The sequence below is a fragment of the Pseudobacillus sp. FSL P4-0506 genome, from assembly GCF_038003025.1.
GTDB lineage: Bacteria > Bacillota > Bacilli > Bacillales > Domibacillaceae > Pseudobacillus.
In genome coordinates, this window is sequence record NZ_JBBOOI010000001.1 from 2,472,227 (window position 1) to 2,487,392 (window position 15,166).

Below are 15,166 nucleotides of genomic sequence, written 5' to 3' on the forward strand. Positions count from 1 at the left end.
AGGTTCATATGTAATAAACAGCACAGGTTCAGTTCTTGGGCAGAACCTGTGCTGTTTTGCTTGTACTAATAATAAAATACTGGCAATGTACTGTAACAGACGCTTAAAGAGCTTATAAAACATATGCAAAAGAAAAAGGATTAGAACATTATCTAATTGAATCAAATCAAATGATGGTAAGTACGTTATCAAAGGTTTATACCATATTTAAAACGCCAACGGTCTCCATTTCTGCATAAAACAATGGATAGACCGTTTCAAATAGAAATTATAATAGTAATTCGAAAAAACATTTCATTGATTCTCGCTAGGACGAGTCTCCATTGATAACAGGTAACTAAGGCAAAACGCTCACTGAATTCAAATTTTTTCAGTGGGAGTTTTCCATTTATTCAATTCATCTTCGCCAAAGTCTTCTCCATTTGTTCCTCATTGACTTTAGTCCCATGGCTATTCACAACATCAATGCCTCTGCCTGTACATTTTGTGTTCTGCCAAAAGTTAAAAGTGAGGAGGTTGATCAGTGTGTTATCTTATACTCGTTTGTAAATCATAATTAATTACGATTGAAATTCCATTTTTATGATTTTCTTCTTAAACTAACCCAGCTAATAGTTTGTCAATATTTTTCTATAAATATTTTAAGAATTAGATGCTATACTAAAAATAGACATGCCAAATAACCTTCCATTTTCTATGTGGAAGGTTTTGGGTTTTTTAATTAAAATTTCTTTCTAATCTAAGTCAAGGAAAAGTTCTTTGCGTTTCAAAAGAGTATAAATCCAATGAATTAGCTTGTTGGCACAGGCTATAATTGCCACCTTAAAGGGTTTTCCTTCTTCTCGTTTTCTGTCATAGAAAGCTTTCAGCTTTTTATTTCGGGAACCTCTAATACCACAGAGAACAGCCATGTATAAGGCATGCCGAAGCCTGCTTGAGCCTCGTTTGGTGATACGGTTGATCGTAGCTGTAAACTTACCAGATGAGTGAACACTAGGATCTATACCGGCAAAGGCCACCAGTTTCTTAGGATGATTAAACCGATTAATTTCTCCTGTTTCAGAAATAATCGTGGCGGCGATCTTTTCTCCTATACCAGGGATTGATTGGATAATCTTATATTCTTCCAGTTCTCCAGCTAGGGCATCAATTTTGCTCTCCAACTGAGCTAGATGCTCTTGGTATTGGAGAACCATCTTGATATACATTTCTAGGCTGATGAGGTGACTGTGATATATAATGCTTTGAAATGGATTTCGTTTGGCTGCCTCCATTAGCTTTTTTGTTCTTTCCTTTGCCCACCGTTCGGAACGGCTCATACATAGTATGGCAATTCTTTCAGCTACTTTCGTTTCTCCAGCGTTTAATATAGCTTCTGACGTAGGAAACTCCAATAAAGTATGCAGAGATACTTTGGAGTACAAGTCACCAAACACACCTCTATACTCAGGAAACACCTGGTCTAAAATTGAATGAAACTGTAACTTGGCTTGAACACATAAACCCGTCAGGGTTTCATGCTGCCTAGTCAAATGTCGGAGGTTTAAAAGCTGAATTCCTCTTTTTTTATACGGTTCAAGTTCTTCTTTGTAGTAAAGTTCCCCTAGATGATAGGCATCAATGGCATCAGTTTTTACCTTGCGTAGACTGGCTTTTTTCGCTTGATAAGAGATGATAGGATTAATGACAATAAACAGGTAATAATGTTCCTCCAGAAACTGAATGACGGGAGTATGGTAGTGTCCTGTTGACTCTAAAACGACCGCAGGTTGATGTCCTGTCTGCTTTTCCACCTCTTTTAGAAAGTGAAGAAATGTATCTAATCCCTCACGTGTATGCTGAATGCCGAAGCTCTTTCCATAAGGTTTTCCTTTGTCTAAAAATGCCTGGGCTTGGCTTTCACCTTTCGCCACATCCAGACCAATTACTGGGTTCATGCTTGTTATCTCCTCCTGATTGAATGATTGCCGGTAACCCCTAATTCCTGCTTGCAGTTTCATAGCTTCGCTTGTTATACGGGATCGCAGTCCCAACCAGCCTCAAACATGTTTCTACAAGTAGGGGGCGAACAGGTTAGTTGGCGGAATCGTTGTTCCACGGGCAGGTACGTTCTACCCCGGCTACCGATAGGATAAATCCTAAACAAAAAAGATCAACCAGAAAAATCTGGCTGACCTTATAATACGAACGGGGCAGTTTAGTTGAATAGGGACTTCAAGGTTTTTACATTGAATTACATCTGTACATATAAAAAGTGGGGGGAATAATGAATAAAATTTATATTATATCTGGACTAGCAGGAGTAGGGAAAGGGCAGGAAAGCCACACGGGGGCTTTCCCGCTAGAAATTTTATTTTTATGGATGTGCGTATTCTGGATGCCATCTTAATGTATGTTTTAGATAACATAGATACCCATATCTTTTGAATGTAATCTTATTTTTCTGGATAATTTGGCTACCGTCAAAAAGCATTTCAAAGTATTCATTTTGAGAGTCCTGTGGATTATTAGAGCATAACCTTTCAAACCCGATAATATAAAACATTTCTTTTTCGTTATCATATTCCACAGTATCTAGCACAAAATGTTCAGTCTCAAAGTATCTACATTTTTCCTCAAGGGTTACATCATCATGAACAACAACAGAACTAAGCAAAGTTTTGGGGTTATATTCTAGGTTCAGAAAACTACCTTGTGGGCCAAAGCAAAAGTCTCCATCTTGCGGAGAGCGTATACCCCGTTTTTTATATTTGGATATTAATGTCATACTGTCTAAAGAGTAAATTGCAAGCACTCCGTCATTACTTTTTGCAACAAAAGTATTTTTGTTTGGATTGAGCATACCACGGTATGCAAATTTCAAGTCCTTAAATTTGGCAATCATTTCATGATTGTCTAAATCAATAATATTGATAGCAGAGCCATTAAAAATAATCTGATAACTAGGTGTAGAGAGTTTAAAGCCCATAGATATATTACTCCTTTCTGCCATGTATAATATTTGTTGTTTTAAAGTTACTTTACTTGATGAACAAGAAAAAACAAGAGCGAATTGAATTTTTATTTTCTGATGAGTAAGATATAAAGGAATAAGCATTTCTGATAAAGTATGTGAATAATTGTGCTTAAACAAACGGTGCTTTAGTGCAATAGGATTTATTAAAATTAGTAAACTTTGTAATAGTAATTTGGAAAAACGCTTCATTGATTCTCATAGATACCAGGTAAACAAAGCGAAACTCCCACTGCATATTTCTTTAGTGGGCATTATCCATTGTTAGGAGTTGCTTCTTCAACCTTTTCAGTAACAGATTCCTCTGGCTCGTCATATTCTTTTGCGCTGAAGTATGCAATACATCCACCAACTACAAGAGGTAACAATATGAATAGGTCTAAACAGCCCAGACAACCTTTAAGTGCATAGCCCATTGTTTTGTTACTCAGTTTTTAATTGAAATAAAATTTGCAAATTCGTTTCCTAAATCATCATAAAATAAATAATCTCCATCTGAGGCAAGAGTGTTTTCAATAAAATAGAATAATAGATTTTGGTCAAGGTTTGTTGAGGTGGGTGTGTAATTCCCCTTTTCGGAAATGATTAAGTTCAATGATGCATATGGCTCCAAGACACCTAAAAAAGAATTTATGTATCCTAATCATTTTGTATCTTTAAACAACTTTTTGTTAGTATAGTGGGTGCTCGTAGCGACTGTAAACTTGTCCTTTAGTTTTTCTGCAATCTACACCAGGAAAGAACATTAATTTTAGCCGTATTTTGGTATAGCTATAATTAGCTGTGGGAAATCCTTGCATTCCATTTATAACTATGAATATTAATGATGGATCGGAGCTGGTGGCAGATTCTTGCTCGAGTGTCAAACCAAATAGTGCTCTTTAGATTAATGCACGGTTATTTGGTCATGGTCAAATTTTTGATTGAACAAAGCGTGGGCGTTACTTTAGCGTAAAAAGGGCGGCGAGCGGCCTTATACAACTGCAATCAATAATAAAAATACAGTTTTGGCCGACTATTTAAAATCGCTGGAGCCATTTGCTATACATAATGTGGAAAACAAAAAGTGTGAGCTGAAAAAATATAAATTAACCGATGAACTGGTCACATTGACCAATACGATTAAGAGGGAATTCGGCAGGCAAAAGCTGCTGCGTTTATCAGCTGATATCGGCCATTACTCCGATCTGCAGCTAGTTTGGAATTCGAAGAAAAAAGGTCAGATAGGCTGTTATGACGTGGAGTATCAGACTTATGCGGATTTATGCAGCTTTACAGAGTTCCTCGTGCAGCCTGAAATGCACCTCATTCATTTTCTTGAGGGAGAGTTGTAAATGAAGAACCGTATGAATAGTTTAGTTGAGAGGACAGACTGTATTCTCTATTATGCGGAGCCAGGCCTATCGAACGAGCATGGTACAGGCTGGATCGGCGGGAATGCACCTGACTTCTTTGATGGTCAAGCAGATCTTATCCACGAAAGTAACCAAAAATATTATTTTTACTTGAGCCTCGTCCATCCCTTTAAACCTGAGAGCATGATTTCAATCTTCATCCCAGAGGACTATGAGGAATATTTGGACAACAATGTTTATCCGAATTGCTCGATAAAGGTGATTGAGCATCCAATTTCAACGGAAAGCGTCAAAGATATGTTTACTAATCTAGGTCTTATAAAACATGTAATTTCAGACGGAGAAATAAGCAATGACGAAAAATCCATGGATCAGTCTTTTTTGATCAAACTCGGTGGAAACCCGAGGCTTATTCAAAATAAAGACTATTATTTTACGAAACTAAAGGAGGAATCATTTTCTTTTTTATTTCAAGTAGATGAAGATGGTTACCCCGAAACGCTGCTTCATCCCGATTACAATTATCCTTTTGGTTTTGGATCACTATATATTTTCGCCAAAATAGGGGTAACTGAGGTCCAACATCCAGTAGCAGGTTTTTGGCAATTTTCTTGATTTAACGCAGAGAGCGTAAAGTAATTGAACTGATTCTGGAGGGTTGCTGGAAACAAAGTAAGGATAAAGATGTGCCTTGCTTTGATTCACTACATAGTGTCTTAAACCATCTAAGACAGAAAAAGAAGGAATGATATACTCAGGGTTATAATTTAGATAATTTATTTTATATCGAAGGAGCAGTTGAGATGTTATCGGAAAAGGTGATCGATTATTGCAAAAGCAAAAACTGGTGGTTTGAAGACGTTACAGAGGAGTATGAACATGCATTGGTAAAGTTAGGCGTCGATTTGAGTTCAGACTTTGCTACATTTTATTTGCATGCAGAGGATGGGCCGACCTTCCTTAGCAAACGACGTGAAATCTATCAGATTTGTTGGTTTATGATCAATTCTTCTGATTATATATTAGGTATGGAGAGAACTCATGCTGTGTTAAACCTGCCTGAAGAATATATTCCGTTGGATAACTTCGAAGGGGAGTTTGGCTTTTTTTATAATAAGAACACAGACGAAGTGTTAGGTTTAGGGTTGGGCCAGCAGATGGAGGATTTTTTTGCCGGTAAATTGAATTCGCAATGGAAAAGCTTTAACTCCTTCCTAGAGTGGTATTTTGAACTGACAGATTCGTGTGTGACTATATAGAAAAAGGCCGTCAGCTATCGCTGCACTGGAGCTAACCTGATGGTGGAATGCTCCGGAGGAGACATGACGGCCTTTTATGAAATCATTTCAAAAATAGATACAGGCAAATATGCAATCAATTACATGCCAGAAAGATGGCATAACATTATTAGAGAATCGATAAGTATCCAAGAAGGGTTAGGTGTACGTTACTATAATTCTAAGAAACGCCGGATTAATGACGCCCTGCAATGTATGGACTACATGCTTAATTGTTGTAATAGGATGTAGAACATCTAATCATTATGTAAATGCTTCCTCAAGAAAAAAACGATTGTAGGGAAATACTGCTAGAGAGTGATTAAACTTTTTTTATAAAAACTAAACTTAATATGTCGGAAAAGAATTCATTTTGATCAATCTTTTTTTAGAATGGATTCTTTTTATTTATCGTAGAATACTAGTTTGTGAGGTGTTTTTAATCAATCTTTATTTTAAAGCAACAACTAAGCAGGTTAAAGAAAATAGAAAAAGGGACTGAAGTGGTCCCTTTCTTAATAGGTAACTTGAAGCATACTTGTTTTTCACAAGCCCATCCATCTTTATCACGGTCATGCTTTGGATCATAAGCGAGTGTCCTTTGTCAACGCTATTTGGATATTTCTTTCTAAGTTCCGTACAGTTTTTAAATGATTCTTTTTTAGGAGCTGGTTCCGTAGTTAGTGGAGTCGGCTTGGTTGGCATAGTTGTTTGGACATAATTGTTTTCTTTTTTACTTCCTTTTCTTTTAGTATTTAAATATCGATGAAGAAAAAACTTCGTGCACAAGTTCGGTAATTGCTTTTGAAATTAATATGGGCGAACCATACTATAAATGAAAGCTAAAAAAACAAAAATTCTATTGGATGTACTTAGTGGCAATAAAGTCATTTGAAAAATACATCCGTTTTTTGCGGTATTAATAGGAAATCTTGAGAGGATATAGAATATATTTATGGAGTATTTAAGTAAGGAGGATAAATATGTTTCAAACACTAAATAGTTTTTTTAAAGTATGGGATGTTGAAGCAGGAGCTACCCAAAAAATTCTCAATCAACTTACAGATGAATCCTTACTCCAGAAAGTAACATCTAAAAATTGGACATTAGGAAGGATAGCTTGGCATACTGTAACAGCAATTGGCGTTATAGCATCTCGAACAGACCTTTCTTTTGACTCTCCCAATCAAGATTATCCTGTTCCGACTTCAGCAAAGTTCATATCTGACTCCTATCGACAAGCAAGTAGCGCTTTGTCTCAAGCTGTAAAAAAACAATGGAATGATAAGAGTCTTGGGGAAATACAGGAGTTTTTTGGACAGAGAATGTCAAATTCAGACCTTTTATTTTTTATGATTCAACATCAAATTCATCATCGAGGACAAATGACAATCCTTATGCGCCAAGCAGGTTTAACAGTTCCTGGTTTATATGGTCCATCAAAAGAGGAATGGGCTGTGATAGGTATGGACACCCCTAAAATGTAATTCAGAAAAAGTAAAGAATGTAATTTGATTGCTAAACTTCTTTAAATAACTTTGGGGAGGGTATCACTTTGGAAAAAAATGAAAAAAAGGATATTTATACAGTTGAATATGAACTCTCTGGTGTAATTTTCTATAAGAATGTAACGGCATTTAATTTTGAAGAAGCCAAACAACAAATAAAGTCTAACTTTTTAGATGCTAAAATTCGTGCTGTTACAATTTTAGAAAATGAAGAATATGATCATATACATTAGAATTTCTAAGACAGCCTATAGCCTATTTTATTTAATACACTTAGGCTAATGGGTACTCTAGTTAAAGAAGAATTAAATAACTTTATTATCATAATGAGAAGAAAACTTATAACTTCTAACCGAAAAGCTTTAATTACTATTATTTGGGCAACTTTATCATTTCAAAAAAAAGTCTATTCTCATCAGGATGAACATTCATAGATATCTGGTAATTAAAGCGAAACTCCCGCTAAATTTTCATGTCTTTAGTGGGAGTTTTCAACTATTCAATTCAGCTTCTCCAAAGCCTTATCCATCTGTTTCTCGTTGGCTTTAACCTCATGGCTATTCACATCATCAATGCCTCGATATGTATACTTTTGTGTTCTGCCAAAAATCAAAAGCGAAGAGGGAAGTCAGTGTGTTATCCTATCCTTATTGAAAAATTATAATCAAGTACAATTGAACGTCCTATTTTTATGATTTTCTTCTTAAACTAATGGGCAAGTTAGTTGTATTATTATATACAGAGTGGTATGTTGAAAAATGACATTTTTTGAGTGTTTAGGTTTGTTTTTTATGCCTGATTGGAGAGATCATAATGGGAAATACTGATAAGTTTGAAATGATAGCTAATAAATATGACACTCCTGAAAGAATCGAAATTGCAAAGGTATGCTCAGATGCCATCCGTAATTATTTAGTTGACGCTAAAAGTAAGAATGCGATTGATTTTGGATGTGGAACTGGTCTTGTCGGAATGAATTTGTTAAACGAGTTTCATTCTATACTTTTTCTGGATACGTCACAAAATATGATAAATCAAATAAAACAAAAAATAACGGATTTTAATATTCAGAATGCAGATACACTATGCTTTGATATTGAAAAGGAAAGACCGTCGGATTTACATGCCGACTATATTTTTATGGCTCAAGTTCTACTCCATATTCCTGATGTTGAATTCGTTTTATCAAGACTATTTGATGTTCTTAATGAAGGGGGACATCTATTAATAGTGGACTTTAATATAAATGAAAAAGTAGTTTCAGATATTGTTCATAACGGATTTAATCCAGAAGAGTTAACCGACATGATGACTAAAATCGGGTATAGGGACATTCAATTCAAAACTTTTTATACTGGAAGTAAACTATTCATGGGACAGGATGCATCTATGTTTATTTTGGATTCAAAAAAGGGACATCGGTAAAGAATGGACTTAAAACTTGCAGTTACAAAAACACGGAGAACCGTTAAAGGAGTTTGTTGTTGAATTAACAGGTGCTTTAGTTCAATAGGATTTATTAAGCTTATCAAGCTTTGTTATAGAAATTATAATAGTAATTTGAAAAAACACTTCATTGATTCTCATAGATACCCGGCAAACAAAGCAAAACTCCCACTGGATTCAATTTCTTCAGTGGGAGTTGTCATTTATTCAATACATCTTCGCCAAAGCCTTATCCATCTGTTTTTCATTCGCTTGTACCTCATGACTATCTACATCATCAACAACTATAGGGGCAGGTTAGTTGAAGAAGGATTTACAACTTAAATTATAGAAATGTAAAAATGAATACCGATTATTTTGGGAAACATTCAACAAATTAATCAAAAATGGTTATTCTGTATTCCTATAATAATTCAATCTAACTCTGTACCATTAAAAGACTCTGATATGAATATTCATAAAATAGACGAAGAAGAATACTTGCTCATAGAAGCAGATAAAAATGATAATGGCAATTCAATAAAAGTCTATATGAAAATATTCAAATAAGCAGATATAGCTAAAGATGTTGGTATTACACGCCAAACTATAGGTATGATTGAATCTGGACTTTCATAAACATTGTATCGAATATTCCAAAAGAGAGATTATCGAATCTTTGTGATATAGGAAATAATCAGCAAAAAACATTAGAGCGGCTCGTAAAAGATTACCCCAATAACCAAACTCTTATTAAAAGTAATGCCTAATAGTGATACTGCTTTTTTAACTAACGGGGACTTTTGCTTAATATCTCAACTATCATTAATGGAATAAAACTTATTATGGTTACATTGGAGAGGAAATTTTAATGAATACAAATCAAGTTACATTTAGAGAAGCAACAATACAAGACCTGGACAGGATTGTGTATATGCTTTCGGATGATGTTTTAGGAAACAAAAGAGAGCTTTATAAACAGCCTTTGCCAGAAAGTTATATAAAGGCATTTCAATCCATCAACTCTGACCCAAACAATGAATTGATTGTGGCTTGTTATGGTGAAGAAATAGTAGGTGTTCAACAGATTACATATACTCCATTCATTACTCACCAAGGAGGATGGAGGGCCACAATTGAAGGTGTGCGTACTGCATCTTTAGAACGTGGAAAAGGTGTAGGGTCTATGTTAATTCGATGGGCGATTCAGCGTGCCAAAGAGCGTGGATGTCATATGGTTCAATTAACAACAGATAAAAAGAGACCCGAAGCACTTCATTTCTATGAAAAGTTAGGTTTCAAGGCATCGCATGAGGGATTAAAATTGCACCTTTAGAAGAAATGGTTATTGAACTAAAGGGGGCTTTAGTTCAATAGGATTTATTAAGTTTATCAAGCTTTGTTATAAAAACTATAATAGTCATTCGAAAAAACGCTTCATCAATTCTCATAGATACCAGGCAAACAAAGCAAAACAAAACTCCCACTGCATGTTTCTTCAGTGGGAGTTGTCATTTATTCAACACATCTTCGCCAAAGCCTTATCCATTTGTTCCTCATTGGCTTTAACCTCGTGACTATTCACGTCATCCACGCCTCGATACGTATACTTTGTGTTCTGCCAAAAATCAAAAGCGAAGAGGGAGAGCGGTGTATTGTCCTGTCCTCGATGGTCATAGTAAGTATCAATAACTTCGGCTTTAAAGATATTCGTCAACATATACTCGTCATTTTCTATATCTGATAGATACTTACCAGTCTGTGAGGTCAAAATACGGCTCTAGGAAAGCAGTGGTGGACGGCATCACGTTCGATAGCAAGGCTGAAGCTAAGTATTATGAGCATTTGAAACGGCTGCAGACGAATGATCAAATTCTCTTCTTTCGGACACAACCGCGATATTTGCTTCAAGAAGCTTTTACGAAGAACGGGATAATGCACCGGAAAATTGAGTATGTGGCCGACTTTGAAGTGCATAGGAAGAACGGAAGCATTGAAGTAGTAGACATCAAGGGAGTGGAAACCGAAGTATTTAAGGTCAAGCGAAAGCTGTTTGAGAAGAGGTATCCGCACATACTGAGGTTGCTTACCTATAGTCCGGATCATGAGGGGGTTTTTACCAATGGAAGAGTATCGGGCTTATGTGAGAGAGAAAAAGAAGATGGGGGGAGCAGACAGACGCGTCATTAGGAAAGTAGATTGATCTGGGAAAAAGAAAGAGGAATGAGGAGATAGCCGATTAGATGCAGACAATGACAGCTACCAAAGAAGAGGGACGTTAAATTAACATTATTCACGTCTCACTTTCTTTAAATAAGCAAAGATGCTGGTCTTTAAAGAAGCATAAGAACCTATGGCTGCATAGCCATAAAACCAGCCCATAAATAGCCCGGTTATAAGATGGCCCCTATGGCTGATAAAGACGGATATGAGTACTCCAAGCAAAAGAGCTACTAGAGGGACAAACGTTTTAGGGGTTTTGAAAAAGACTTTTATCAACTGGGTTAGGATCATCACTACAGGAACAGCAATAACAGCATCCCAAAAGTTTGTGTGTATTGTAGGGAAATCCATTTATTAATTCACCACCTTTTAAGAGTAGTATGGTGGCATTCTAATTTATTTATCCAAAAGAAGCAAAATTGCTCAATTAACGATGCGCTTTAGTTACAAACTATATGGTAAAGGTGTTGAGATTAACAGAGCTATTTATGAATAGAAACCATGGTGCCGATTGGAACCCTAGATGATAATTCTAAAACATCGTGATTAAACATTCTACTACACCCATGCGAGACATTCTTACCAATAGAAGCTGGGTTATTTGTTCCGTGTATACCATAATGAGGTTTGGATAATCCCATCCAAAGCACTCCAAATGGTCCACCGGGATTATGTTGTTTATTGATAATTGTGTATGTCCCAGAAGGTGTTGGCGACAATATTTTTCCAACAGCTATTGGATAAGTTTTTATGAGCTTGTTCCCATCCAACAGTCTCAATTGATGTTTTGATGTTGATACATCAATCCATCTCACCATGAGGATCAACTCCATTTTTTTGATTATTGTATGAAGTAGTTCAAGAATTTGTTAATTAACAGGAGTTGATCAAACAGTGAGTCGAAAAGCAAAGAAGGAAACCAATTGGACCTTTAATAAAATCATAAATTAAAAATTTTTAATAAGAGAAGTTGTGACAATTAATCTCAGATGTAGAAAGGTGTATTGGCTCTCATGTTGCCAATGAAAATTCAGTGGGAGAATATGTGAATCATCAAAAATACATCTTGGATTTAGTTCAGCAATTGGAAAGAAGAAAATAAATAAGCCAGGGAAGCCCTGACACAATGATTAGCCTATATATTCTAAGGAGGATTACAGATGAGTACTACTTTAAACAGTATTTCCAACTTCTACAGAAATATACAAATAAGCCTGGCTTTTGCCTGGCTTATCAACGACCGTATCCAATTAAGTGAAAGCTGGGTGCCATTGAATACAAAATAGTTTATTCGAAGGTGTAAGAAAGGTGCAAAAGGCCAGGAAAGCTTCTGACTACGATTTATAAGGAAAGGATAAGTTTATTAACTGATATTTATTGAGTAATTTGTCTAATTCCTCGCTGTATTTTAACGTTTGGAGATCGGTAAAACCTTTACGCATTCCTGTTGAGATCATGAGGCTTCGAATGTTATTGATTTGATTTATTAACTCATCGGCTTCTTTAATTTCTTTTTGTAAGCTCATTTTCACCACCCCTAAACCTTTAGTATTATATATATCGGCAGGTGTTAAAGGTAATATTATACTTTTATTTTACATTAAAAGTAATATTTTTCTTAAGTTTTACAAAAAAATGAATAAAAAAGCCGGGGAAGCTCCCGGCCTTTGGAATAAATAGTGTTGGTACCTATTCACTACAGTTTGAATAAAACGCAAGAGCAGCTGCATTAAGAAGGGTATTTAGTAGAGGAGATAGCTGATTTTCCCGATAAAGAAGGGAAATATAAAGTTAAATATGGAACTAACAGTTGCACTTGGGGGAAATGCGTAATGTTTACAGCAAACAGCGCATTAGTAGAAATTCGGGTAAGAAATGTATTGAATGGAAATTACCAAAAGGAGCAGGTTCCAAAGCTGTCGAACTTAAAAGAGATCGTATATCAAGTATTAGATGTCAGCGCTGATCTATAGCAGGTGTTATTTTTTAGATATGAGCGGAATGATAAAACGTAAACAGTGTAGGCTTTCTTGTTTTATAAGACTTATGAACTGTAATTTATCCGGGGAAATAAGTTTTAAGATCTATCGCTGACGGATCGCCGTGTGCGGCGAAAGCCGCCTGCATGGTGAAGGCTCGTTATAGAGAAGGATAAGACGAGAATAGCGCACAAAAATTAAAAATATCTCAAGTGACAATATCAGTATTACCAACAAAGATTTTATCCTAACGTCTGATTTAGTAGTCGGGAATACTGGCTGGAATGTAGTTAATCCAGCGCCTTGAGTGCATCTTTTCACACCTCACCTTTTTAGGTGGGGGTTTTTCTTACACACCCGGACGATAATACGACACAAAACACCTAACAGAATAGGTGTATTTTTATGAAAAGGAAAGGTGCAGACACTACTGTATAGTAGGTGTTATTACCAAAAATATTTTTAAAAGTTATTAAAGAAAGTCTTTCACAATGACGATAAATAACGCAGGAGAAATAAGTTTTAACTTTTTCCAGTATTGATTTTCTATATTACAACTAGCATAAAAACAAGGGTGGGGAAAATGGGAGACATAGAACACGAAGCTAAAATTGAAGTTTCTCTGTCCGATTACGAACAATTAAAAAAGACTGCTGATCAGTATGCCAATCTTCATAAAGCTCTATTAGAGTATATGGGATATGAAGAGGAGTTTCTCATTACGAGACCAGGGTTCAAAAGGATGACTAAAGAGGAATTAATAACAATTATTTTTGAGCAAAGGAGCGTAATTAGAAAATTAATAGGTGATCTAGAGGCATCGAAGCGAGAAGAACACATTCGGTTTCTAGACACTCTTTACATGAATCGAATTTATTAATAAAGCAAAAGGCGCCTGAAAAAGGTGTCTTTTTTTATGTAAAGAAAGGGGATATGTGAAGGGAACTTACGAAAGGAGTTGCCCAGATGGGGGGAAAACAAGGAAATGTAGACTTGAATCAATTAGTAGGAAACAAACGGCTGTCATGGTTTTTGAATAAGGAAGAGACAAAGGCCGCTGTTGTCCGAAAGGGAAAGTATCGTATCTATACAGGCGCATTTAGGACTGAAGAAGAAGCGAGGAAGCAAGCCGAATTAATTGGCGAGAAGCTAGGGTACAAGCCATTTGCTAAGGAAAAAAGAATCTGGACAGGCGTGTTTAATACGATGGAATCAGCTACGATAGCTCAACAGAATATTAACCGAGAGTTTGGTTTCAATGCGCAAATTAGGCAAGAACAATGAGAAAAGCCCCGCTCGTTTGAGTGGGGCTTATTTTTATTGCCAATGCTTTTTCCAGTTTCTAATCACTGCTCCTGGATTATTATAGATAGGATCATATTGATCAAAAATATTTTTAGATGGATCTAAGTATAATTCACTAAAGTACCATTCCCCTTCAGCATTATCATAGCCTGCAATGAGGAATGAATTCTTTCCAAGAACTTGAGCTCTTAGTGTATAACCGGCGTCTACAATTTTAGTTAAAACACCGTTTTTCATATAGTACCATGAAGCAGTTTCAGAATTAGAACTTTCTATTTCTGCAACCGCTAAAATATCTGGTTGCCCTTTATATTTAGAGGGGTACATATGAACAGTTCTCTTTGTTGAATTCAATGTGTAGTCTTTAAAATAATGACGAGACTGTTTAATTTGCCCTGTTCCAACCTTTTGTGTGTAGAGTGTGTAATTCCCTTTGTAAAGCAAATCTCCCGGATTGGCTCCGGCCCAAACACCTGCCCAGTCACCACGGTTGTATGAGGCAATTGCCTTTTTCTCTCTAACACCTGCGAAATACACTTTATAAGCCACACCGTTTGCATCTTTCAATGTGTATGTAATCCGGCTTTGTTTAGGGCTGATCGGATTTTTTGCTGCTTCTGTAGTTGAATGAAAGGCTGTAAAACCGATAAGTAATAAGACCATAGATATAAGTACCTTTAAAAATTTTTTCATTTTTTTCCTCCTTTTTATTTATAAGTATATTTTATCAGGTAAAATAGGGTTGGGAAGAAATAATTAGAAAGTTTTTCTAGTTATTTGAATAAAAAGTTCTATATATCATGTGAAGGGAAGGATATTATTGTCATTGAATAGTATTAAAGGCTTTAAAGAGTTGGATAAGTTCAGGTGTGAAAACAATGTAAATCTTCGATGCAGAAAGACAGGGCTCTTTCTGAGACATTCGGAGCCAATAGAAGGAGCCATGCTTTTTCTTGTATTAGAAGACGGATCATTAGTAGAAATGGCAGCGCATCAATTAGAGGAAACATTTGAGATAGTACCATCAGCAAAGAGGAAATAAAGAATAAAGCCACCTCTTTTCACGGTCACCATGGTGACC

Annotated in this window: 19 protein-coding genes and 2 pseudogenes; 13 read left to right on the top strand and 8 right to left on the bottom strand. The window is 35.9% G+C overall.

From position 1 onward, the window contains the following. Positions 1 to 734 precede the first annotated feature (734 nt). Entirely contained in the window at positions 735 to 1,937 is a 1,203-nt protein-coding gene (locus tag MKZ02_RS12355; RefSeq protein WP_340853781.1) for an IS110 family transposase, read from the bottom strand. A gap of 419 nt (positions 1,938 to 2,356) precedes the next feature. Next, positions 2,357 to 3,205: a hypothetical protein gene (locus MKZ02_RS12360; protein WP_340853782.1), complete on the bottom strand. Its 849-nt coding sequence runs from the start codon at positions 3,203 to 3,205 to the stop codon at positions 2,357 to 2,359. Between the two features lie 703 nt (positions 3,206 to 3,908). Here MKZ02_RS12360 and MKZ02_RS12365 point away from each other — a divergent pair. From MKZ02_RS12365 to MKZ02_RS12380, 4 genes and pseudogenes are all read left to right on the top strand, one after another. Continuing rightward, a pseudogene (locus MKZ02_RS12365) lies at positions 3,909 to 4,347 on the top strand (ankyrin repeat domain-containing protein); the annotation flags it as partial. Further along, positions 4,348 to 4,983, top strand: coding sequence for a hypothetical protein (locus MKZ02_RS12370; protein WP_120031902.1), 636 nt, complete (start codon positions 4,348 to 4,350; stop codon positions 4,981 to 4,983). Positions 4,984 to 5,171: 188 nt separating this feature from the next. Continuing rightward, on the top strand, positions 5,172 to 5,627 hold the full coding sequence (locus MKZ02_RS12375; RefSeq protein ID WP_340853783.1) for a hypothetical protein: 456 nt from the start codon (positions 5,172 to 5,174) through the stop codon (positions 5,625 to 5,627). Positions 5,628 to 5,666: 39 nt separating this feature from the next. After that, positions 5,667 to 5,897 (top strand): hypothetical protein, encoded by a 231-nt coding sequence (locus MKZ02_RS12380; protein ID WP_340853784.1) that lies wholly within the window; start codon positions 5,667 to 5,669, stop codon positions 5,895 to 5,897. A gap of 187 nt (positions 5,898 to 6,084) precedes the next feature. Here MKZ02_RS12380 and MKZ02_RS24005 read toward each other — a convergent pair. Further along, positions 6,085 to 6,216, bottom strand: a pseudogene (locus MKZ02_RS24005) (hypothetical protein); the annotation flags it as partial. Between the two features lie 412 nt (positions 6,217 to 6,628). Between MKZ02_RS24005 and MKZ02_RS12390 the strand changes: the two are divergent. The 4 genes from MKZ02_RS12390 (at position 6,629) to MKZ02_RS12405 (ending at position 9,914) form a co-directional block, all read left to right on the top strand. After that, complete coding sequence (locus tag MKZ02_RS12390) at positions 6,629 to 7,132, top strand: DinB family protein (RefSeq protein WP_340853785.1); 504 nt, start codon at positions 6,629 to 6,631, stop codon at positions 7,130 to 7,132. Positions 7,133 to 7,200: 68 nt separating this feature from the next. After that, complete coding sequence (locus MKZ02_RS12395; protein WP_120031894.1) at positions 7,201 to 7,386, top strand: hypothetical protein; 186 nt, start codon at positions 7,201 to 7,203, stop codon at positions 7,384 to 7,386. 580 nt (positions 7,387 to 7,966) lie between these two features. Beyond that, positions 7,967 to 8,578, top strand: coding sequence for a class I SAM-dependent methyltransferase (locus MKZ02_RS12400; protein WP_340853786.1), 612 nt, complete (start codon positions 7,967 to 7,969; stop codon positions 8,576 to 8,578). Between the two features lie 871 nt (positions 8,579 to 9,449). Beyond that, complete coding sequence (locus MKZ02_RS12405) at positions 9,450 to 9,914, top strand: GNAT family N-acetyltransferase (RefSeq protein ID WP_340853787.1); 465 nt, start codon at positions 9,450 to 9,452, stop codon at positions 9,912 to 9,914. Positions 9,915 to 10,097: 183 nt separating this feature from the next. Here the strand turns inward: MKZ02_RS12405 and MKZ02_RS12410 are convergent, their stop codons facing one another. Next, the gene (locus MKZ02_RS12410) at positions 10,098 to 10,349 is read right to left on the bottom strand and encodes a hypothetical protein (protein WP_340853788.1); all 252 of its coding nucleotides are present in this window, start codon (positions 10,347 to 10,349) and stop codon (positions 10,098 to 10,100) included. A 23-nt stretch (positions 10,350 to 10,372) separates the two neighbouring features. Here MKZ02_RS12410 and MKZ02_RS12415 point away from each other — a divergent pair, with 23 nt between their 5' ends. After that, positions 10,373 to 10,768: a DUF1064 domain-containing protein gene (locus MKZ02_RS12415; protein WP_340853789.1), complete on the top strand. Its 396-nt coding sequence runs from the start codon at positions 10,373 to 10,375 to the stop codon at positions 10,766 to 10,768. 99 nt (positions 10,769 to 10,867) lie between these two features. Here MKZ02_RS12415 and MKZ02_RS12420 read toward each other — a convergent pair whose 3' ends face one another. Further along, entirely contained in the window at positions 10,868 to 11,152 is a 285-nt protein-coding gene (locus tag MKZ02_RS12420; RefSeq protein WP_340853790.1) for a hypothetical protein, read from the bottom strand. A 131-nt stretch (positions 11,153 to 11,283) separates the two neighbouring features. Further along, a complete protein-coding gene (locus MKZ02_RS12425; protein ID WP_340853792.1) occupies positions 11,284 to 11,619 on the bottom strand; it encodes a L,D-transpeptidase in 336 nt (111 codons plus the stop codon). Positions 11,620 to 11,961: 342 nt separating this feature from the next. On the opposite strand from MKZ02_RS12425, the gene MKZ02_RS12430 reads away from it, so the two are divergent. After that, positions 11,962 to 12,087, top strand: a complete 126-nt coding sequence (locus tag MKZ02_RS12430) for a hypothetical protein (protein ID WP_259455554.1) — start codon at positions 11,962 to 11,964, stop codon at positions 12,085 to 12,087. Positions 12,088 to 12,135: 48 nt separating this feature from the next. Here MKZ02_RS12430 and MKZ02_RS12435 read toward each other — a convergent pair whose 3' ends face one another. Next, positions 12,136 to 12,327 carry an aspartyl-phosphate phosphatase Spo0E family protein gene (locus MKZ02_RS12435; RefSeq protein WP_340853793.1) on the bottom strand — a complete coding sequence of 64 codons (192 nt, stop codon included), beginning with the start codon at positions 12,325 to 12,327 and terminating at the stop codon, positions 12,136 to 12,138. A 306-nt stretch (positions 12,328 to 12,633) separates the two neighbouring features. On the opposite strand from MKZ02_RS12435, the gene MKZ02_RS12440 reads away from it, so the two are divergent. The 3 genes from MKZ02_RS12440 to MKZ02_RS12450 all read left to right on the top strand — a co-directional run bounded on the left by MKZ02_RS12440 (position 12,634) and on the right by MKZ02_RS12450 (position 14,064). Next, on the top strand, positions 12,634 to 12,774 hold the full coding sequence (locus tag MKZ02_RS12440) for a hypothetical protein (protein ID WP_182916951.1): 141 nt from the start codon (positions 12,634 to 12,636) through the stop codon (positions 12,772 to 12,774). A 589-nt stretch (positions 12,775 to 13,363) separates the two neighbouring features. Next, positions 13,364 to 13,660, top strand: coding sequence for a hypothetical protein (locus tag MKZ02_RS12445; protein WP_120031878.1), 297 nt, complete (start codon positions 13,364 to 13,366; stop codon positions 13,658 to 13,660). A gap of 86 nt (positions 13,661 to 13,746) precedes the next feature. Beyond that, positions 13,747 to 14,064, top strand: coding sequence for an SPOR domain-containing protein (locus MKZ02_RS12450; RefSeq protein WP_340853794.1), 318 nt, complete (start codon positions 13,747 to 13,749; stop codon positions 14,062 to 14,064). Positions 14,065 to 14,097: 33 nt separating this feature from the next. Here MKZ02_RS12450 and MKZ02_RS12455 read toward each other — a convergent pair whose 3' ends face one another. Then, a complete protein-coding gene (locus tag MKZ02_RS12455) occupies positions 14,098 to 14,778 on the bottom strand; it encodes a hypothetical protein (protein WP_340853795.1) in 681 nt (226 codons plus the stop codon). Positions 14,779 to 15,166 lie beyond the last annotated feature (388 nt).